Raw genomic sequence first — 19924 nt, 5'->3', positions numbered from 1 at the left:
CCTGTCTCCTTTACTTAGCACTGACTAAAAATGCAATCAATTGAGTATTAATAATGGCTTAATATTCACTTCAGTTAGAAACGCTTAGTTTGAAAGATAAAGCTCGCTCACACTATTTACCTTCAGCCTGAATATACGTTTACCTGAAACAAACGGCTTGAGGTGAGCCGAATCAGACAACACTTCGACGAACAAACCATATTGCAATACCGGGGACTATATTCCCAAACACATATCAGCGCAGTCTTGCGGCTCAGTGCTAATAGCCGGAAAAGTTGCATGCGCCGTTAATGTGCCCTGCCTTTTAAACCCCACCTTCTTCAATACTCGAATGCTCGCTTCATTATCGACATGTGGGTGTGTACGAATATATCGGCAGCCTAGCTTTTTCAGATACTCAATACCGATTTCACAAGCCTGAGTGGCGTAGCCTTTACCTTGATGCTGGCAAGAGATTCCAAAGTGAATTTCAGACCATTCCGGCTTAAGAATAAGCACCAGACAGCCAATTGGCGTATGTGATGCGACTTCTTCAATGACTAGCACTAATAACTGTGCATTTTCCGCGTGGTACTGCTCTCTCCAATGTTGAATAGACTGCAGCGCTTGCTGTTTGCTTTGATATGCGCGACGCGACAGATATAAACAAACCGCTTCATTTCCTAAGTAGTTGTCAAAAAGCGCCTCTGCGTCACACTCTTCCGCGTGTCTTATCGCGACATAGGTTGATTCCATTCTCATACCTACTCCCTTTATATACGTGTTTCTGGTCCTTCCCCACATCTTGCTATAGCAGTTGAACTCGTCGTAAAAGCATAAGACCTTCTCGCCAACTTTCCATATCAGCTTATACAAAGCCCATGCTTTACCGCTGTCAATTGTTTAACATTCCTGCAATCAGCTAGCATCAATCATGCTATATGTAGCAAAAATCATGTATTGGACTTTTGTGTTCTGGAAGCGTTGTCAGAAAAATATGGTAACTATCACTTAATACTCACCGATAAATGAATAGTTGGACATAAAGTCAGGAAAATATATTTTTCAATTTAACCATTAAATACAAGCAAGTTAACTTTATAAAGTTAATAATAAAATCGATGTTTCATATGTATATAGAAACAATATTTAAATTAACATAAAAAACTCATCAGTTATAAAAATAAAGAAAAACAGACCACCAATAGATAATGTTAATCTATAATTAGTTCACTCTCATTCTCATGTTGTATTAACTTGAGGCCATATTTATGAAGTCAGCTATTTATATTTCAACTCTTATCTCGGCAAGCTGTGCTTTTAACGTATTCGCAGCAGATGATTCACAAGCTCTATTGGAAGATGCCCTAAGCGCTGCTCCTCCAACACTTCGCGATAAAGTGACGGTGATGGACTGGGATAAAAATGTTCTACAAGAAGGATCCAGTCAATATACCTGCTTCCCGACTCCTCCTCAACTCGCGGGTGAAGGTTTAGCAGCGCCTATGTGTATGGATGGTCCTTGGATGGAATGGGCAGATGCCTGGATGAATAAGAAGCCTTTCCAAGCTAAAGCGTTGGGTATTTCTTATATGCTGGGCGGCGATGGCGCCGGAGCAAGTAATATCGACCCGTATGCAGAAGGTAAAACCGATGATAATCAGTGGATTACCGAAGGCACACACTTGATGATAATTACCCCTGATCAAGCGTTACTCGATTCATTACCTACCGACACTGAATATGGCGGCCCTTACGTGATGTGGAAAGGTACGCCGTATGCTCACATTATGATTCCTGTTGGAGCCCGACCATAAATCTTTAATTAAACCCGATATTTCAAAAATAGAATATCGGGTTTCTTTGAAAAATTAACTGGCTAACCAAATTCTCGCTAATATTCCCACCGGAGTTGATATACCCGTGGTAATAGAAGCTATTTCACCATCTTTTATAATATAGATGGTTGGCGTCACACCTACTTGCCACGCTTTCATTATTTGGCTTTTGGGATCATTGATATTATCAAATTGATAACCTTTCGATCGCATAAACTGTTCAACTCGCTCGTTATTTCCTGAAGAGCCTGAAACACCAATCACCGAGTAATTCTCGCTTAACCAATTCACACTTGGGCTGACAAATTTACATGCCGGACACCACGTCGCCCAAAAATAGACAACGACAGGTTCTTTATGACTTTTTTCTATCGCATCAACATATCGGCCATTCCCTATGAACGCACTTAACGCCGGTGGATTGTGTTTAGGAATATCTTTTGTGCGGTACCAATCCATGCCAACGGCCACAACTGTCACAACGAGCACAATTTGTAGGAATTGGATTAGCCAATGTTTCCATGATTGTCTTGGTCTTTTCAAGTTCATTAACTGCTTCCCCCACTCGCCTGTTTGATCGCATTCACAACCACTTCCTCAGTCAGAATCACTGGCAGAGGGATCCCTTGTGGTGCTGCTGGTCCATAGACAATGTTAAAAGGGACACCGTAACGTCCATACTGTCGCAGAAAGTCCGTTACCGAGCTCTCTGGATGAGTCCAGTCTCCTTTCAAACTCGCGATACCCGGATTTTGTAATAGCGAATACACCGGATCTTGCCAGATCACCCCTATCTTGTTGGCTTTACAAGTGATGCACCAGTCTGCGGTGACATCAACAAATACAACCCGCCCGTTTGCTACATGCGAATCAATTGCCGTATTCGACAGCTTTTGCCAGGGAAGATCCTTTGGAAGTGGTGTTGCCCAGTAGCTTGCAGTGGCACTAGCGAGAAGCAATCCACCAGCAATGAACAAAACGGAGATTGAACCGGTTATCGCCAACATTCTTTCACCGTAAACCGTTTTGACCCTGGCCATGAGCAAAATAAACCCGGCTAAACCAACCACAATGACCCAGAACACTGGCAGGTGATTCGCTACCAAGGTCAATAGCCAAAGACAGGTCGCCAGCATCATCACGCCAAAAGCAACCTTTACCACGTTCATCCACTTACCTGGCTTTGGTAATTGCAGCGCAATGCCTGGAAAAACGGCGACCAAAACCCAGGGTAACCCCATGCCCAACGCCAGCGCTGTAAACACAGCGAACAGCGTCAATACATCAGCACCGAGAGCAAAGGCAACGGCGGTCCCCAAGAATGGCGCGGAGCAAGGTGTGGCAAGTAAAGTCGCAAACATCCCTTGAACATAGTGCCCCACAAGGGAGTTATTGCCTTTAGAGGCGAGCCAGGTATTCGTGCCAGATGAAAGACGGATTTGAAATAGCCCGAGCATGTTGGCCCCAAACAGCCCAGTCACGAGCACCATCAACCCAAGAAACCAAGGACTCTGGAACTGTACGCCCCACCCGATCGCACTACCTGTCACCTTAAGCACCGCAATAAAGCCCGCCAGGATCCAGAACGATGTCAGAATACCGAGTGAAGAGGCAATAAATTGAGCGCGAATTTGACGACGTTCAACTCCTTGGGTAGCGACAATACTACTCAGTTTCATCCCAAGCACGGGCAGAACGCAAGGCATGACATTAAGGATCAGACCGCCAATCAGAGCAAAAATAAATACGCTAGTTAAAGAGGTATACGGCAACGAATTCAATATCGCCGCCGCTTTCGTTTGGGTCACCTCTTCTGCCAATAAGTTATCGTCCTTTATTGAGACAAACAGTGGCTGGTTATTAAGGTCAACATCTCCTAGCCAAGTATTCACTTTATAGTTGGCCGTCAAAGTATTGCCTTCTATGTATGTGCCATCCAGCTTGAAACTGTAGTCTCGGGTTGAATCATTCACGCCGTCTACCAGCACCTGCGGACGGCTCCATCCTTGAACGTTTGTCAGTTTAATTTGTAGCTTAGACTGGTTGGCGTCCCAGTTTGACTGAGTCACTTCAACAAACGGTGAAGGTTGAGGAACATTGCTTATGGCCTGCGCGTAGCGAAACATCACATCTTCATCCACTCGTAAATCAGCCGGCAGAAACGTAAGCTGAATAGGATAATCAGTCAGCACACAAATTGTGGTACAGGAAGATAAGGTTAAAACGGCATCAATAGCGACCGGCTTTGACATATCTGAAATGTGCACCGTTATCGGGAATAATGTATCTCCTTTGTAACCCTGCGTCTCAATGCCTAGTAGCTGGAACTTTTGTGGGTATGGCCACAGCCAGTCCACTTTGGTCAAATTTTCCGACGCCTGCCAGTCAATAGAGGGGGCAACGCCACCTTCACCCGGTGAGCGCCAATAGGTTTTCCAATCTCCCGATAGCTTTACATCCAGATAGCCAGTGACCGTTTTGGCTTGCGGATCTTGCAAACCGGTCAGTATAAAGCGCGTTTGCACCGGTGGATGTTGCGGGTTGCTCATCCAGCCCGTATCGGGTGTCTGAGCGGAAAGCTGTAGAGAAAATAAACTTAACAGTAACGTTGTCATGAATATCAACGCGACTTGAGTCATTTTAGTCATATGGTTCATAGTGATTCCTGATTAAAAACAAGTGTAGAAGCTCGCTGACCACTAGGGTCAGAAATCACTTGTCACTCGCGGAATACACAAAATGTAAGATGAACACGATGTTTATGCCGTATCGGTTCTGTCCATTGACTGAACGGGGAGAAGGTATCACGTCGACAGACTGCCACCAGCGAGATACCTACAAACAAAACGACAATGAAAAAACCGAGGTGATGTTTGGCAAACAGAATAAGCTTCTCAGATAATTCACACTTATTGGCACTTTTGGCTTCAGTATCATGAGACTTTTCTGCGGAAACGACAGAGCTGGCAACCTGTTCACCTTTCATGGAACATGACGTTACGAAGCCAGAGTTTTGCATCAGGCACACGACAATAACCCAGCCAATGATAGCCAGGAGCCATTTCGCCTGTTTATGCGGCGCGCGATGTCGTGAAATCAATAAGCTCATAAAAAGTGGAATGAATACAGAAACGCTGCAAATAATACGCAAGTCGGGCTAAAGCTCAAGTCGAACTGAATTTCCTTCGCGAACGATGAATAAGTCTCGACGTTGCCAGGCATTTTTGCTGACAATTATGCGCCAACAAAAATGCCGCTGTTAAAAGCGGCATTGTTTAGGCTAGTAATTCAGAAATTAGGCGATATCGAGTTGTTCCTGGTAAGTCGGGTAATCGATATAGCCTTTTTCGTTACCGCCATAAAAGTGTTCACGTTGAGCTTCGCTTAGTGGCCAGTCATTCTGCATACGCTCGACAAGATCTGGATTACCGATATATGGTCGGCCAAAAGCCACCATGTCGACCAACTCTTTATCTAGATAGCTTTGTGCTTTATTTTTATCGAAAGCACCCGCAATCATGAGTACACCAGAATAAGCATTGCGGAACTGTTCCACAAAGCCGGCAGGCATGGTTGTCCCACCCTGAGGAAGATCTTGATCATTTAAGTGCACATAAGCTAAATCACGTTTTGCCAGCTCTGCGCCAAGTTTCAGCCAAGTCTCTTGTTCACCGTCAAACTCAGGCATATCACCATAACGCCCAAAAGGTGAAATACGAATTCCCGTATGTTCTGACCCAATGGCATCACAAACCGCATCGGTGACTTCAAGTGCAAAACGCAAGCGGTTTTCCATCGTTTCACCGCCGTACTGATCATCACGCGTGTTCAAACCAGCATTAACAAATTGCTCAATCAGGTAGCCGTTGGCAGCATGGATCTCAACACCGTCGAAACCCGCTTCCATCGCGTTCTTAGCTGCTTGAACATAATCGAGTTTAACTTGTTGAATTTCTTCAACAGTAAGGCCACGAGCCTGAGAAACCTCAACCTTACCAGCTTGATCATTCTCGTCGTACGCAAAACAAGTGCCGTTCGCTTTTGTATCCACACTGCTTACTGGCGACCCACCATTAGGTTGTAACGAGGTATGTGACATACGACCAACATGCCAGATCTGAATAAATATTTTACCGCCTTTATCGTGTACGGCTTTTGTTGTCGCTTTCCAGCCTTCAACCTGCGTTTTGCTATAAATACCCGGGATATAAAGGAACCCTTGTCCTTGCTTAGAAATTGGCGACCCTTCAGTGATCAGCAAACCGGCTGATGCTCGCTGAGCAAAGTAAATCGCTGTGTTTTCGTCGGCGGCATCATCTGCATTGTGTACTCGAGCTCTGGTCATTGGAGCCATAGCAACTCGATTAGTACATAAAGCGTTACCAACCTGGATAGGGGTAAATAATTTATTCATTGTGAGCCCTGATAATGTATTTAAATTCTAAGATTTGACCCTTAACTATCGGGTAAACATGAACCTAAATAAATAGTCGTTGAGGACAGACATTGAGGAATTCAATTCCATAATGGTATCGATAGCGCTCGCATCAACACTCACTATCGGTTGCAGACGTAGTGTTTGCTCAAACAAAGGTAGAAACCCTAACGTCAAAAGCGTTAGACGAGCAGCACAAAGGAAATACAAAATCCCACCCATTTTACAGGGCGGGATTATGGATATATGACTAAGTCATTATTTAGGTTGGCTTTAGTTGCGAACGGTTAAGGATTGACCGTTACGATGGCACGGCGATAAGAATACAGCTGCGGAGTACCATCATCACTAACTTCCAAAATAATGTGGAACGGCGTCGGTTTGTCTACTTTCGGGGCGACAAAACTTGTCGATACTTTATCGCTGCTCGCTAGCTCAACGGTGGGAGCAAAATGCACCTGTAGTGCATGAGCGGTCGGTTCACCATATTGCCACCAACGATAATTCAGTTTGTTATTATCCGGGTCTTGGCTGCCTGCTGCACTCAATTCAACTTTTTCACCCGACTCCACACTTATTTCTACTGGTTCGAGTCCGGAAACACCATTCAACTCAACCACTGGATTATGGTTAGCGTCTTGATAATTATCAGTCAGTGTCCACTGAATACGGCCAGCAAAATCATTCTGAAACTGATGTCGGAAACGCCAAATAGAGGCCGAAGCGTTACGATATTCACTACCATCAACACTCGTTACCGTATCAGATACACTGGTGCGTAGGCCTCCAGCATCATCATAAGCGACGGAGGCATAACGACCACCCCAGCCACCATATTCTGGATGCTCTGGTGCATTGAGGCCATTTTTCAGTAAGTACATAAATGACGGGCTGTCACCTTCCATAATGTACATCACATCCGGGTATTTCTCACCTAATGGACCTTTTTGGATATGCTGATGCAGCCACTCATTATTAACCTGTGACATATCTCCCCCTTCAGCCATTGGCGCAGAAATGCCAATCCAGGTCGATAGCCAGTAGTCGTTAAAACCGTGCAGACTGCTGATCCAGGTCATCGTAGGGAAATTACGGCGTATCCATGCTCCGGTGTTATCCTGATCTGAAATGGAGTAAACACGGATTTTGCTTGACAAATTTTGCCACTTCCTCCGTACTGCGGTTTTTCTTCACATCCCATAACGCTTGAGCAAGATCGACGCCGCCACCCCACAAGGTAATCCAAACCGGGCGTTCATCGGCTTTATCTACGATATCGATAATACTGCGTGACGCTTCACTACTCTTGCCGTCACCCACTACGTCCATACCAAACCCAGCACGACCGCTGATGATTTTATCTTTTAATGACTCTGGCGTCGGAAAGCCATCAGCATGCGCTTTAAGGTTGTCGTACACTTTCGCGTAAGCGTCTACACGCTCTTTAAGTAAGTCCGGTTGTACTTTATCGCGTTGCCAGGTCGACGTCGTAGCAATGAGCTTCTCGATCTCAAACTCATTGCTGTAAGTAAGAAGTCGAACAAAAGACTGTGAATCATCGGGCTCATTACCAATATCCGTCAGGACAATCATACGGGTCTTATCAATATGTGGGGCGTCTGTGGCTAGTGCACCGCTGCTCGCTCCGATACAAACCGTTGCAATTAGAGAAGCCACTGTGCTCAATTTTCGTTTGATTTTCATCATTTAGCCTATCTTCAAATTTGGAGATAACGATTTGGCCCCCTGCAGTAGGAGACCAGATCCGATTAAATTTAATAGGTTCTAGACTCTTCAGTTAGAACCACCAAACTTCTGCCTGTACGCCAAAGCTAAGTTGGTCATCTTTCTGGCCGTCGAATGAGAAGTCAGTAATCTCATTATCCTGCGCTTTGAGGTATGTGGCGTAAAAACGAATTTCAGGACGAGAACCCAGCATGCTCGTTGCCACTTTATAGGTGTGGTAAGCAGTCAGCTTGTAGCCACTTTCATCATAGCTTTCGCCATCAACTTTATTGGTCTGACTAAAGTAACCCAGCTCAACGCCTGTCTGGTTAAACTGATCCCAGATGTAACCTGGTCTTACAACAGCACGTACACTGTTAAAGTCCGTGTGATCAGTCGCTAAATCGTAGTTGTAAATGTCGTCACCGTGAGAAGCGACAAACGCATGGGCAACAATCACGTTGTTATCAAACAGATATTTTTCACCCTGAGAAACAAAACGTACCGCGTAACCATCAGTATGGTGACCTTGATAGTTATTCAGACCAGTAGAAAAATCAGGGTTAGCCCAACTGGTTGAAGCAAAGCTACTTGCAATTGAGTTAGTGGTGTATTGAAGGGTATATTCGTTGAAACCATTGTTGTCTAACTTCTGATTTACAATAGTTGCCAAGCTCAACGCATCTTTCACATCAGAGTACTGATCAGAGCGTTCTGCGTCTTTCGCGCTCGAACCTAAATTCGCCATCTGATACTTAGCGGCAAGACCAAGCTGTAATGAATCACTCAACTGATAGCCGTTGTAGCGTACGTCTAGAACATTACTGTTAATTTCGACGCCGTTGTCATCACCATTGTTATCAAGATAGTTAAAATCCTCACGCATCAGAACGACGTTCAGGCTTCCTTCCGGCAGAGCGATATTCTCCAGACCAATACCCGCCCCGGAGTTTGTGCGTGAACTCTTCCAGTCCAGCATTTGAATTTCTGAACCAGTAACCGCATGACGGCCGACCCATAATTCTGACTCAGGCAATGCAGGAATAAACCCTTTCGTTCTTACATAGAGATCAAGGAAGTGGAAATAGTTGTCATCTTGCCCTTCCATCTCGAAACCTTTGTTCAGACCCGTATTACCATCTAAAGTAATCACAGCCTCAACTTTCTTACCCAGCTGTTCATAAATACGTTGTTTGAATGTCAGGTCATACCAACCCGTCATTTCATTACCAAAACGACCTAAAGAGCCGACTGCGTACTCTTTTGGCGCACCTTCGTCGGCGGTGTACCAGCCTGCACGAAAGTAGCCATTGAAATTAAATCCACTGGTTACCGGCACCTGATCTGTGAAAGTGGGCAAAGACGGGTCAGCCTCAACTGCCGGAGTGCTTGATGCTGAAACAGCGACAACTTCATCGGTCTGCTCTGCAGGTTGTTGTTCTGCCTGTCCCTGTTGCGAAACCTGGAGCGCTTGTAAAGTCTGCTGCGCCGCCGCTATTTGTGCCTGCAAAGCGTCGATCTGACTTTGTACTGCTTCTGCAGCAAAACCAGACGAAACATAGCCACAGCTCATTAGTGCCAGGCAAACCGGCGTCAGTTTTTGTTTCCAAGTTTTATTGGTAAGCGTATTTTTACTGTTCATCTTAAGTCCTAAAGTTTTTATGTAGGGGACCCACCAGATTCAGGAGCCTCTGGTGAGCCGGGGGGGAGTAACGCTGTTTGTTATTGTTGTGGGCCTTGCAGTATTTCCCCGCGAGAGGAAATTACCGATTTGTACCAGTGGAAACTTTTCTTGCGTTTGCGTTCCAGCGAGCCATTACCCTGATCGTCACGATCTACGTAGATAAAGCCGTAACGTTTCGACATTTGAGCGGTTGATGCGCTTACGAGGTCTATTGGACCCCATGATGTGTAACCCATGACTGGCACACCATCCTGAATCGCTTCGCCAACCTGATACAGGTGGTCATTCAGGTACTGAATGCGATAGTCGTCCACGACTTCACCATTTTCATCCAGCTGATCCTTAGCGCCCAGACCGTTTTCAACGATGAACAGAGGAAGTTGATAACGGTCGTACAAGAAGTTGAGCAAGTAACGAAGACCTACAGGATCGATTTGCCAGCCCCACTCCGATGCTTTCAGGTGAGGGTTCGCGATCATACTCAGCATGTTGCCGCTTGCTTTCTCGATTTCTGCAGGGTCTGCACTTGCACAGCCTGTCATGTAATAGCTGAACGAAATAAAATCGATGGTCTCTTTAAGTGACGCTTTGTCGTCTTCTGTAATATCAAGCTCAACGCCCATTTCTTGGAATTTGCGAGTCATGTAGCTTGGGTAGTAGCCACGCGCCTGAATATCACCAAACATTAGCCACTCACGGTTTTGTGTCAGGGTCTGCATGACGTCTTCAGGTTTACAGGTCAACGGGTACTGCATCGCTCCCAAAATCATGTTGCCGATTTTGGCGTCCGGGATAATGTCGTGACACGCTTTTACCGCTTTTGCGCTGCCCACTAACTGATGGTGAATCGCCTGAAAACGGGTCTGCTCACTACAATCACGTGGCAGACCAGAGCCCGTAAATGGTTCGTGTAACGTCACGTTGATTTCGTTAAACGTCAGCCATAGCTTGACTTTATCCTTGTAACGGTTAAACAGGACTGTGGCGTAATTTTCAAAGAAACCAATGACTTCACGACTTGCCCACCCCTGGTAATTATCCGCAAGGTTAAGAGGCATTTCGTAATGGGAAATGGTTACCATCGGGGTAATATTGTGTTTCGCCATTTCGTCAAATACGCGGTCATAGTAAGCAAGACCCGCTTCATTCGGCTCAGCATCATTACCGTTTGGGAAAATACGGCTCCAGGCAATCGATACGCGCAAACAGGTAAAGCCCATTTCAGCAAATAGCGCGATGTCTTCGACGTAGCGATTGTAGAAATCGATCGCCACATCTTTAATATTGAAGTCACCTTCTTCGCGGTAGACCAACTCTCCCATGGCCCCAAATGGCTGAACATCAGAGGTCGACAAACCTTTTCCATCCTTTGTATGCGAGCCTTCAATTTGATTCGCGGCAGTCGCACCACCCCACAGGAATGACTCAGGAAAACTAAAACTCATCAATATCTCTCCTTAAAATAAAATCTTTGTTGTGACGGTTAATTTGCTTTGGCTGGGGTCAACTTATCTTTAGAAGCCTTCGGCGCACCGTTAACCTGACCAAACAAAATGGTCAGTACGGTTGCGAGAACAATAGAGAAGATGGAAGCAAACACAGAAACCCAAAGCGTTGAATCGATACCAGTTGGTGGAATGATTTGTGGGAATACCAAAATACTTGGCAATGCGAATGAATAGATGCGCACACTGAAGTACCCAATGATCGCCGCGCCGATTGCTCCCGAAATACAACCAATAATAAACGGTCGCTTCTTCGGTAAGTTGACGCCATAGATAGCAGGCTCAGTGATACCAAATAGGCCAGCGGTTGTCGCAGAACCAGCAATGGCTTTCAGCTTCACGTCTTTAGTCATCAAGAAGACACCAAACGCCGCACCAACCTGACCAAGTACCGCTGGTACCAGCAATGGCAGCATACTGTCAGAACCAATGACAGCCATATTGTTTAGTAAGATAGGAACAAAGCCCCAGTGAAGACCGAAGATAACGAAGATCTGCCAGCCTGCACCCATGATAAGACCTGCAACGACGGGACTTGCCGCGTAAATTAGCTCATAACCGTGCGCCAGAAGTTGGCTGACTTGTGTCGCAGCAGGGCCAATAACAAGAAACGTCAAAGGAACCGTAACGACGATACAAAGTAGAGGTGTGAAGAAGTTTTTTATTGCACCCGGTAAGACTTTATTGAAAGCAGTCTCAAGTTTACACGATACCCAGGCAGCAAAAATTATAGGCATTACCGAAGATGCATAATTCATAAAGGTGATTGGCATGCCCAAGAAGGTTAATGCTTCATAACCCGGAGCTTGAGACGCATTAAACGCCGCAATCATACTTGGGTGAACTAATGCACCACCAATTGCCATCGTAACAAAAGGGCTTCCGCCAAATTTAGCACCCGCGGTATAACCAAGCGCTAACGGAAAGAAGAAAAATAATGCATCACTACCAGCAAACAGCAGTTGGTAGGTTCCGCTGTCCGTGGTAGTCCAGCCAGCAGCGATAGCTAAAGCCAATCCCCCTTTGAGAATACCGGACGCAGCCATGATGCCAAGCAACGGAGTAAATATGCCGGAAATCAAGTCGATAAAGGTGCTGAGTACCCCTTCTTTTTCTTTCTTTTCCGCTTTATCTTCACTATTGCTAGCCGTGGATCCACCCATCACTGCCTGAATCGCTTTGAATACAAGATTCACGTGATTTCCCACGACAACCTGGTATTGGCCACCGCTTTCCACCGCTGCGATAACACCATCCAGAGCTTTGGTCTGCTCCTTATCTGCTTTCGCGTTGTCATTAAGTTTGAAACGTAACCGAGTCGCACAATGCACTACGCTAGCTACGTTACCAGCGCCTCCAACTGTTTTGATGATGTCGGAAGCAAGTTGTTCATATGCCATAACTATGCCCTATTTAATTAGCCCCGGGAGCTACTGACTGACAGGCATAAAAAAACCCGAGGATCCCAAATACAATGCATCTGGGTATCCTCGGGTTTTGCCCTGCTAGCGGTAACAATCCCGAAAAACGATAAAATCTGAATTTTATGTATAAAAAAACCTGACCTCTTACCAAGGTAAACCTTTGGGTAAGATGAGTCAGGTTTTGCTCGCCGTAGCGATAACAATCCATATTGCAGTAACAAGGAATTGGCTTAACACCCACCCTTGCCTGCTCTGTTGAGGTGGACAATAAATCCGGCGGTTTTTTCGATCAACTCACGAGAAAACCAAATGTGATTCAGATCTTATTCAATTCAAAAAGTCACTCTAAAATATCTACATAAATCACATTTGTAACCGGTTACAAATCTACTTTATATCCATTATTGTTCGTTGAGATTATGATATGCCCATAACAATGACCGTATATCGGAACAATCAAGTAACCGTGTATTGACTCCCCTCTCGCCTTTTATTGTTGAGATGTGGCGTTATTGATTTTACACCGTTCCTTATTGATAAAAAAATCACTGCCATTTTTTAGGCACAGCCTGAACTCTGGCAAAAAACATTGATCTCCTGCTCAACGCAGAATCTTTACATACAAAGCTGCCTATTAATCTAAACATTATGCATGTATCAAAAGTATTAAATAACAATGTTCTTATCTCTAACGACTCGAGCCAGCGCGAGGTCGTCGTCATGGGACGCGGTATTGGTTTTCAGATGAAACCCGGTATGGAGATTGCCGCAGACAAAATTGAAAAAGTCTTTACCCTGGCCAAAAGTGATGACGATGCCATAGACAATCGCTATCGAGAGTTATTGGAAGAGATCCCTCTAGAGTTGCTTACCGCCACAGAGCAAATCGTCGAGTTAGCACAAAACACACTAAGTGGTGAGTTGCACCCTAGTATCCGAATTTCTCTCGCTGATCACATTCATTTTGCGATAGAACGTTTGCGCACCGGTAAGGTGGTAAAAAACGGGATGTTATGGGAAATAAAACAGCTCTATCCCATGGAGTACGATGTGGGCCTGAAGGCACTAGCATTACTTAAATCCGCCTCAGGAGTGAGTTTTTCTGAAGACGAAGCCGGATTTATTGCGTTACATTTAGTGAATGCGCAACTTAACGAAGATATGAATAACACTATCAGTGTCACTAATTTGATTCGCGATATTGTGCATATGATTAAATATAATTTAGGTCTCGATTTAAATGAGGACAGCGATGAATTTCGCCGTCTGGTGACACACCTAAAGTTTTTCGTCCATCGCCTGATTCATCAAACCACTATTTCCGACGAGGATGATTCGCTCTTCCAGTCAGTGCGCCTAAAATACCCGGCCGCTTTCTCTTGCGTTAAGAAAATCAGCCGTTACGTCGATAAACAGTTCAGTCATGCTATGACGTCAGAAGAAATGATGTTTTTAACGATTCATATTGAACGGGTAAGACGTGCAGCACCTTAACCTTAAGATAATCTATGTCTAACCCAAACCAGTATTACGAGCGTCTAGCCCAGCAAATTGTTGATAGGATCGGAGGGGCATCAAACATTCAGCGAGTGTCCCACTGTACAACCCGTCTCCGCTTCCAACTCAAACGGCTTCCGACAGATGCTGTCAAAGAGATAAACAAACTGCCAGAAGTTATCTCGGTGATACATTCTGGCGGTTTTTTTCAGATTATCGTCGGTTCCCAGGTTGAGAAACTTTATCAATTCGTCTTACCGCTGCTAGGACAACCAGAAAGTACTGATATACCAAGTCACGTATCAAACCTGATTAACACGATAACCAATATTTTTAACCCTATCTTATGGCTACTGAGCGCTGCCGGTATTCTTAAGGGACTCATTTTTCTATTCGTTAACCTTGACTGGCTAGCCGTGGATAGCGGTACTTATCGAATTTTATTTTCCTCTGCTGATGCGGTGTTTTTCTATTTACCCATACTGCTAGGCTACACTGCGGCAAAACATTTTGGCACCAACCCGTTATTTGGTATTGCAATCGCTGGTGCACTGGTGCATCCGGACATTAACCGCCATGTCGATTGGCTATTTTCGCAAAATATCGCGGGGACAGAGATCAAATCTGAGTACTTTCTTGGCTTGCCTATAGAGTTCATCAACTACGCCAACTCTGTTATTCCGATCTTGTTTGCGACTTGGTTTAACACCCGACTGGAATACCTGATCCCTAAGAATATTCCCGACACCTTATATAAGTGGCTCACGCCTTTTTTATGCCTGATTATTACCGTGCCGGCGACATTCCTGATTATCGGCCCTGCGAGTACAACGGTAGCCAAATACATCTCTTCGGGCGTATTTTTCCTTTACCACTCCAGCCCAGAAGTTGCAGGCTTTGTCATTGGCGCGATATGGCAGGTGATGGTGGTTTTTGGTATTCACTGGAGTTTTGCTCCTATCGTAATGAATAATATTGCGGTTAACGGATACGATGTTTTACCTCCATTGCTTCTCCCTGCGGTGTTCGGTCAAGTTGGCGCTTGTGTGGGAGTCCTGCTCCTAAGTATCAAAAAGAAAGAGAAGAGTTATGCTGGTACGGCAGCTCTTACTGCCATGTTTGGTGTCACGGAGCCGGCGATATACGCGGTTACCCTACCACGTAAATGGCCGTTTATTTTTGGCTGTCTATCAGCGGCAGTTGGCTCTAGTATCGTGGCTTACTTCCAGACTAAAGCGTATTCTTTGGGTATGCTCAGCCTGTTCTCATTTGTACAACTCGTACCGCCCTCAGGTATTGATGACTCTGTGATTGCCACCATCCTGGCTACCTTATTAACGTTGGTCAGCGCCGCACTCCTTACTTATTTTTTCACGCCAATGCTAACCGCGCGATTAGATAGCAATCCGGCATCAACGGCCCAACAGACAACACCTCATTCGACAGAAGATAAGGACATAAGGCATTCACCCCAGTCCCACTCGGTAAACAAAGAATACCTTCAGATAAACAGCCCTTTGACAGGAGAAGTGGTTCCACTTGCCATAGTGGATGATCCAACCTTTGCCAGCGAGATAATGGGACAAGGTGTCGCGATCCGTCCCGATCATGGCGAGTTACGAGCACCATTTAACGGTAAAGTTTCCTCGGTATTTAAAACGCATCACTCCATCGGTCTTGAAAGTGATGACGGCGTACAAATACTTATCCACATTGGCTTAGATACCGTAAAACTCGATGGTGAAGGGTTTGAGTTGCTTGTAGAAGCTGATCAAGAAATCACTGTGGGGCAGCCTCTTATTCTTTTCGACTTACAGGTACTCACCACACTTGGCTACGATACCACCACACCCATAGTCATCACCAACAGCGACGACTACTTTGATGTCATCATCGCCAGTGATACCTACACGAAGAGCGGGAAAACGTTGCTAACGATTATTTAGAAGAAGGTATGGTACTGCAAAGGTAAGCAATTAATAGTGCCAGCACCATTACTGAACGACGCTGATAGTAAAAGTACAGATCAAGCCGTGGGGGGTATTGCTGCTTAGCGAGAGCTTTCCACCGTAATTATTAGCAAGTGCTTGAGTTGTCGCCAAACCTAAGCCGACGTTAGAGCTGTCTGTATCTCTGGCTTTATCAAGTCGGCTAAATGGTTTCAGCACTTCTTCAAATTTTGATGGGTCAATCCCGATTCCGGTATCGGAAACGGTAAATTCAATACACTCGGGCCGCTTCGTTACGCTTAAACGAATCTCACAACCCTCCCCGCCATACTGATACGCATTATTAATCAAGTTTTCCACCATTCTGCGTATGGTGATCGGAGGCATTGGCTCAACTAAATGGCCCGGGCTTGTGTAGTGAACCTTGACTGCCCTATCGTCGAACTCATCCACAATCGTTTGTAACAGACTATCGATATTTATAGGCTGTCTTTCTTCTAGATTACTGCCGTCTTTTGCAAAACTCATCGTTGCTTTGAGCATTTGTTCCATGATCGAAATGGATTTAAGCATTTGCTGTTTATCTTCTGTATCCTCGGCAAATTCTAGTCGGAGACGAAGACTTGTTAACGGTGTCCTTAAATCGTGAGAAATAGCAGCAAGTAGGCGTGTTCTTTCATCGATAAACTCAGAAATATCGACCTGCATCTTGTTAAAGGACTTAATCGTGGGGAGCAAATCTTTCGGGCCTTTATCACTCACCAAGGTGACTTTACGTTTCAACGCAAATTCTGTTGCGGCTTTTCCCAACGTTTGTACTGGTCTGAGCGCACGATGAATAATAAAAATAGATAAGGTCAGAGTGACAAACATGACGACAGCTAACGCAACGATGGCGCTAACAGACCAATTCGTAATATCTTCCTGGATGCCTGACGAAAAGTTTAACCACTTACCGTTTTTCAACTCAATTGAACCCTCAATCGTGGCCAGATAACCGATGTGGAGATCCCTTGGCATTGTCATGGTACGTCCAGACATCATGGCGTTGTGCATGTCGCTCATGTTCATTATTGGGCGTGTTCGTTTCACTAACGATAGATTGACTTGTTTTATTCCTTTGTCCCTAAACTTTTCTTCTAATAACCTCGTGTCATCAGAATTCACGTTGGTTTCTACGATCTGTGGATTTGAAGTAATCGAAAGAGAAAGATCCGAGCTACTGCTGGCTTCAACAATTGAGCGATCCAGAGATTCTGGCGTTTGACCCAAAATGTCAACAACAGACAGTACTCGTTGAACGGCTGCGTTAGAGGAAAGTAAGCTCAAACTTTTAGAGCTTTCCGAAGATAATAAGTTGATCGAAAGATATGAGCTAATCCCAAAGCCGATCAACACAATGGCTCCGATTTGGTATATCAACCCAAGGCTTCGAATCCACTTAATCATGGCTGACCTCGCAACTCAGTTGATAGCCTCCACCCCAAATCGTTTTAATCAATTTCGGCTCTTTAGGATCGGATTCGATTTTCTTACGTAGCCGGCTAATAAGCGTATCGATCGCTCTGTCATAAACATCGGCACCTCTGCCCTGAACTAACTTAAGTAAATTCTCTCTTTTCAGAACGACATTAGGGTGAGTCAGAAAAGCCAGTAGTAATTCAAATTCCGTAGAAGTTAAGGAAACCAATACGCCGCTCTGATCATATAACTCCCTCGTCGTTACGTTGAGTGACCAACCTGCGAAAACGTAATTTGTATGGGTTGTGGAGACTTGTTCATTAACATTGGGGATGGTGAAATGGCGTCTTAATACCGACTTGATACGAGCAAGTAATTCTCGGGGGTTAAACGGCTTAGCTAAATAATCGTCAGCGCCTACCTCCAAACCAACAATCCGATCGATTTCTTCACCTAGTGCAGTCAGCATGATGATCGGTATATTCGACGCCGCTCTGATCTCACGGCATAGAGTGACACCATCCTTCCCTGGCATCATCAAATCCAGAATAATCAGATCAAACTGCTGATGCTGCATGACCTTCTCCATACTTTCTCCATCGGCTGCCGTGACAACACTCAGACCGTGCTGAGTTAAAAATCGCTTTAATAAGTCTCTAATTTCCTGATGATCGTCAACGACCAAGATTCGATAGGCGTTTTCCATCAAACAACCTCAATGTCTTATACACATTATTCAATATAAACATTTCGAAAAGGGATGTGTGACAAAGTGTGTCAATCTGAGGGATTGCCAACATTTGTCAGAAACAAAAGGGATTGCGACACACTTCCATTGTCAAAAATTGCTGTAATAAAAATGAATAGAACAGATGGAGGATGAATGATGAAAACGTTCACTAAATTATTGGCCGTAGCGGGCGTATTGGCGATTTCAGCAAGTGTGTTCGCCCATATGAATAACGGCAACAACAACTTTGGTTTCATGCACTCTATGATGAACCCAGAAAGCCCTCAGTATCAGGCTATGCTCAAACTTCATGATAATCCAGAAGCCATGCAAGCATGGATGGAGGAAATGCACGATAACCCAGAAGCAATGCAGGAGTGGATGAACCAGATGCACGGTGGGAACCTAGCTAATAAACAAGCTAGAGGTAACTGTTTTGGCTACCGTTTCAATGGGCAAGAAAACACTCAAGAAGGCGCAACGTCTGAGTAATAAGTACGAGAGAAAAATCCCCCGATTGTTTATTCGAGGGATTTTTATGGGCTTCAGTGCAGAGACTGCTTAAGTTGCTGACCAGGCTGGAACCGACGGAATTAACCTTTGCCTAACGTTCTCGTTCTGTAAGGTTTGGCGTTTTTTTCGATAAACTGGAAAATCATATCTGCGACATCTTTTTTCGTTGCGGTTTCTATCCCTTCAAGCCCTGGCGATGAGTTCACTTCCATTACTACCGGTCCCCGCTCCGCTCTTAGAATATCGACACCACAAACTTTCAGCCCCATCACTTTTGCTGCCGCGATAGCAGTAGCGCGCTCTTCTTTGGACAATCTTACTAAAGTGGCAGAGCCGCCTCGATGTAAGTTTGAACGGAACTCCCCCTCAGCACCTTGCCTTTTCATTGCGGCTACAACCCTCTCACCGATAACAAAACAACGAATATCAGCGCCTCCCGCCTCTTTGATAAATTCTTGTATCAGAATATCAGCTTTGAGCCCCATGAATGCTTCAACGATGGCTTCAGCAGATTTTGCCGTTTCCGCTAACACAACCCCAATGCCTTGTGTGCCCTCCAAAAGTTTTATCACACATGGTGCACCACCAACGTTTTTGATTAAGTCTTTCACATTGTCTGGTCGGTTAGCGAACCCTGTCCGCGGCAACCCAATGCCTTTGCGAGAAAGCAGCTGCATTGAACGTAATTTATCTCGTGAACGGCTGATAGCAACAGACTCATTCACACTAAAGCTGCCCGTCATCTCAAACTGCCTGACAACCGATGTGCCGTAAAACGAAATACTCGCACCAATTCGTGGAATAATCGCGTCGTAATAGGGTAATTGCTCTCCTTTGAACCTTACCGCAGGTTTATTACTCGTGATATCCATATAGCAGTGTAACGTGTCTATGATGTCTACTTCGTGGCCGCGCGCCTCGCCCGCTTCCTTTAATCTACGCGTGGAGTAAAGGTTCTTATTCCTTGATAAAATGGCAATTTTCACTTTTACATCCTTCTTATTGTAGAAATTGATGATTTTATGTCGATTCCAGTCAACCTATGGTTAAACACGTTTTAATGTTCTAAAGAGTGTATTGTTCAGCATCGCTAACTGATACTTTTCATACTACCAAGCCTATTGTTGTTTAACCGACGAATAACTTTTTAAGTGGTCATATTAACAATAGCTTACTCAGAAAAG

17 protein-coding genes are annotated in these 19924 nt (G+C 44.9%); 4 read left to right on the top strand and 13 right to left on the bottom strand.

What is annotated here, in order from left to right:
* Positions 1–216: 216 nt before the first annotated feature.
* Positions 217–741, bottom strand: a complete 525-nt coding sequence (locus RXX31_RS10740) for a GNAT family protein (RefSeq protein ID WP_317589283.1) — start codon at positions 739–741, stop codon at positions 217–219.
* Between the two features lie 509 nt (positions 742–1250).
* On the opposite strand from RXX31_RS10740, the gene RXX31_RS10735 reads away from it, so the two are divergent.
* Positions 1251–1796 carry a hypothetical protein gene (locus RXX31_RS10735; RefSeq protein ID WP_317589282.1) on the top strand — a complete coding sequence of 182 codons (546 nt, stop codon included), beginning with the start codon at positions 1251–1253 and terminating at the stop codon, positions 1794–1796.
* A 54-nt stretch (positions 1797–1850) separates the two neighbouring features.
* Here RXX31_RS10735 and RXX31_RS10730 read toward each other — a convergent pair whose 3' ends face one another.
* The 9 genes from RXX31_RS10730 to RXX31_RS10690 form a co-directional block, all read right to left on the bottom strand.
* Positions 1851–2366, bottom strand: a complete 516-nt coding sequence (locus tag RXX31_RS10730) for a protein disulfide oxidoreductase (RefSeq protein ID WP_317589280.1) — start codon at positions 2364–2366, stop codon at positions 1851–1853.
* Positions 2366–4474, bottom strand: coding sequence for a protein-disulfide reductase DsbD family protein (locus tag RXX31_RS10725; RefSeq protein WP_317589278.1), 2109 nt, complete (start codon positions 4472–4474; stop codon positions 2366–2368). The genes RXX31_RS10730 and RXX31_RS10725 overlap by 1 nt, the downstream gene beginning before the upstream one ends.
* Before the next feature lie 62 nt (positions 4475–4536).
* Positions 4537–4926, bottom strand: coding sequence for a hypothetical protein (locus RXX31_RS10720; protein WP_317589277.1), 390 nt, complete (start codon positions 4924–4926; stop codon positions 4537–4539).
* Between the two features lie 186 nt (positions 4927–5112).
* On the bottom strand, positions 5113–6231 hold the full coding sequence (locus tag RXX31_RS10715) for an alkene reductase (protein ID WP_317589276.1): 1119 nt from the start codon (positions 6229–6231) through the stop codon (positions 5113–5115).
* 308 nt (positions 6232–6539) lie between these two features.
* Entirely contained in the window at positions 6540–7409 is an 870-nt protein-coding gene (locus RXX31_RS10710; RefSeq protein WP_317589275.1) for a DUF1593 domain-containing protein, read from the bottom strand.
* The gene (locus tag RXX31_RS10705) at positions 7366–7959 is read right to left on the bottom strand and encodes a DUF1593 domain-containing protein (protein WP_317589274.1); all 594 of its coding nucleotides are present in this window, start codon (positions 7957–7959) and stop codon (positions 7366–7368) included. Before RXX31_RS10705 ends, RXX31_RS10710 begins: the two co-directional genes overlap by 44 nt.
* A gap of 91 nt (positions 7960–8050) precedes the next feature.
* A complete protein-coding gene (locus tag RXX31_RS10700; RefSeq protein WP_317589272.1) occupies positions 8051–9619 on the bottom strand; it encodes a carbohydrate porin in 1569 nt (522 codons plus the stop codon).
* Positions 9620–9699: 80 nt separating this feature from the next.
* Entirely contained in the window at positions 9700–11106 is a 1407-nt protein-coding gene (locus RXX31_RS10695) for a glycoside hydrolase family 1 protein (protein WP_317589271.1), read from the bottom strand.
* Between the two features lie 38 nt (positions 11107–11144).
* On the bottom strand, positions 11145–12566 hold the full coding sequence (locus RXX31_RS10690; RefSeq protein WP_317589269.1) for a PTS transporter subunit EIIC: 1422 nt from the start codon (positions 12564–12566) through the stop codon (positions 11145–11147).
* 672 nt (positions 12567–13238) lie between these two features.
* Between RXX31_RS10690 and licT the strand changes: the two genes are divergently transcribed.
* A complete protein-coding gene (gene licT / locus RXX31_RS10685; RefSeq protein ID WP_317589268.1) occupies positions 13239–14084 on the top strand; it encodes a BglG family transcription antiterminator LicT in 846 nt (281 codons plus the stop codon).
* A 14-nt stretch (positions 14085–14098) separates the two neighbouring features.
* The gene (locus RXX31_RS10680; protein WP_317589267.1) at positions 14099–16033 is read left to right on the top strand and encodes a beta-glucoside-specific PTS transporter subunit IIABC; all 1935 of its coding nucleotides are present in this window, start codon (positions 14099–14101) and stop codon (positions 16031–16033) included.
* A 48-nt stretch (positions 16034–16081) separates the two neighbouring features.
* Here the strand turns inward: RXX31_RS10680 and RXX31_RS10675 are convergent, their stop codons facing one another.
* Together RXX31_RS10675 and RXX31_RS10670 are read right to left on the bottom strand one after the other, a co-directional pair.
* Positions 16082–17485, bottom strand: a complete 1404-nt coding sequence (locus RXX31_RS10675; protein ID WP_317589266.1) for a HAMP domain-containing sensor histidine kinase — start codon at positions 17483–17485, stop codon at positions 16082–16084.
* On the bottom strand, positions 17478–18203 hold the full coding sequence (locus RXX31_RS10670) for a response regulator (RefSeq protein ID WP_317589264.1): 726 nt from the start codon (positions 18201–18203) through the stop codon (positions 17478–17480). Before RXX31_RS10670 ends, RXX31_RS10675 begins: the two co-directional genes overlap by 8 nt.
* A gap of 177 nt (positions 18204–18380) precedes the next feature.
* On the opposite strand from RXX31_RS10670, the gene RXX31_RS10665 reads away from it, so the two are divergent.
* The gene (locus RXX31_RS10665; protein WP_317589263.1) at positions 18381–18719 is read left to right on the top strand and encodes a hypothetical protein; all 339 of its coding nucleotides are present in this window, start codon (positions 18381–18383) and stop codon (positions 18717–18719) included.
* Positions 18720–18820: 101 nt separating this feature from the next.
* Here the strand turns inward: RXX31_RS10665 and rimK are convergent, their stop codons facing one another.
* Positions 18821–19726: a 30S ribosomal protein S6--L-glutamate ligase gene (gene rimK, locus RXX31_RS10660; RefSeq protein WP_317589262.1), complete on the bottom strand. Its 906-nt coding sequence runs from the start codon at positions 19724–19726 to the stop codon at positions 18821–18823.
* Positions 19727–19924: the final 198 nt, after the last annotated feature.

It is taken from the genome of Vibrio sp. EA2, from assembly GCF_033042495.1.
Lineage (GTDB): Bacteria > Pseudomonadota > Gammaproteobacteria > Enterobacterales > Vibrionaceae > Vibrio.
This window is presented reverse-complemented; position numbering and strand designations above follow the sequence as displayed.

Coding starts and splice junctions, on each gene's coding strand:
- RXX31_RS10705 (WP_317589274.1), bottom strand. CDS start 7,959: ATGATGAAAATCAAACGAAAATTGAGCACAGTGGCTTCTCTAATTGCA.
- RXX31_RS10700 (WP_317589272.1), bottom strand. CDS start 9,619: ATGAACAGTAAAAATACGCTTACCAATAAAACTTGGAAACAAAAACTG.
- RXX31_RS10680 (WP_317589267.1), top strand. CDS start 14,099: ATGTCTAACCCAAACCAGTATTACGAGCGTCTAGCCCAGCAAATTGTT.
- RXX31_RS10725 (WP_317589278.1), bottom strand. CDS start 4,474: ATGAACCATATGACTAAAATGACTCAAGTCGCGTTGATATTCATGACA.
- RXX31_RS10715 (WP_317589276.1), bottom strand. CDS start 6,231: ATGAATAAATTATTTACCCCTATCCAGGTTGGTAACGCTTTATGTACT.
- RXX31_RS10665 (WP_317589263.1), top strand. CDS start 18,381: ATGATGAAAACGTTCACTAAATTATTGGCCGTAGCGGGCGTATTGGCG.
- RXX31_RS10675 (WP_317589266.1), bottom strand. CDS start 17,485: ATGATTAAGTGGATTCGAAGCCTTGGGTTGATATACCAAATCGGAGCC.
- RXX31_RS10730 (WP_317589280.1), bottom strand. CDS start 2,366: ATGAACTTGAAAAGACCAAGACAATCATGGAAACATTGGCTAATCCAA.
- RXX31_RS10735 (WP_317589282.1), top strand. CDS start 1,251: ATGAAGTCAGCTATTTATATTTCAACTCTTATCTCGGCAAGCTGTGCT.
- RXX31_RS10695 (WP_317589271.1), bottom strand. CDS start 11,106: ATGAGTTTTAGTTTTCCTGAGTCATTCCTGTGGGGTGGTGCGACTGCC.
- licT (WP_317589268.1), top strand. CDS start 13,239: ATGCATGTATCAAAAGTATTAAATAACAATGTTCTTATCTCTAACGAC.
- RXX31_RS10720 (WP_317589277.1), bottom strand. CDS start 4,926: ATGAGCTTATTGATTTCACGACATCGCGCGCCGCATAAACAGGCGAAA.
- RXX31_RS10670 (WP_317589264.1), bottom strand. CDS start 18,203: ATGGAAAACGCCTATCGAATCTTGGTCGTTGACGATCATCAGGAAATT.
- RXX31_RS10690 (WP_317589269.1), bottom strand. CDS start 12,566: ATGGCATATGAACAACTTGCTTCCGACATCATCAAAACAGTTGGAGGC.
- RXX31_RS10740 (WP_317589283.1), bottom strand. CDS start 741: ATGAGAATGGAATCAACCTATGTCGCGATAAGACACGCGGAAGAGTGT.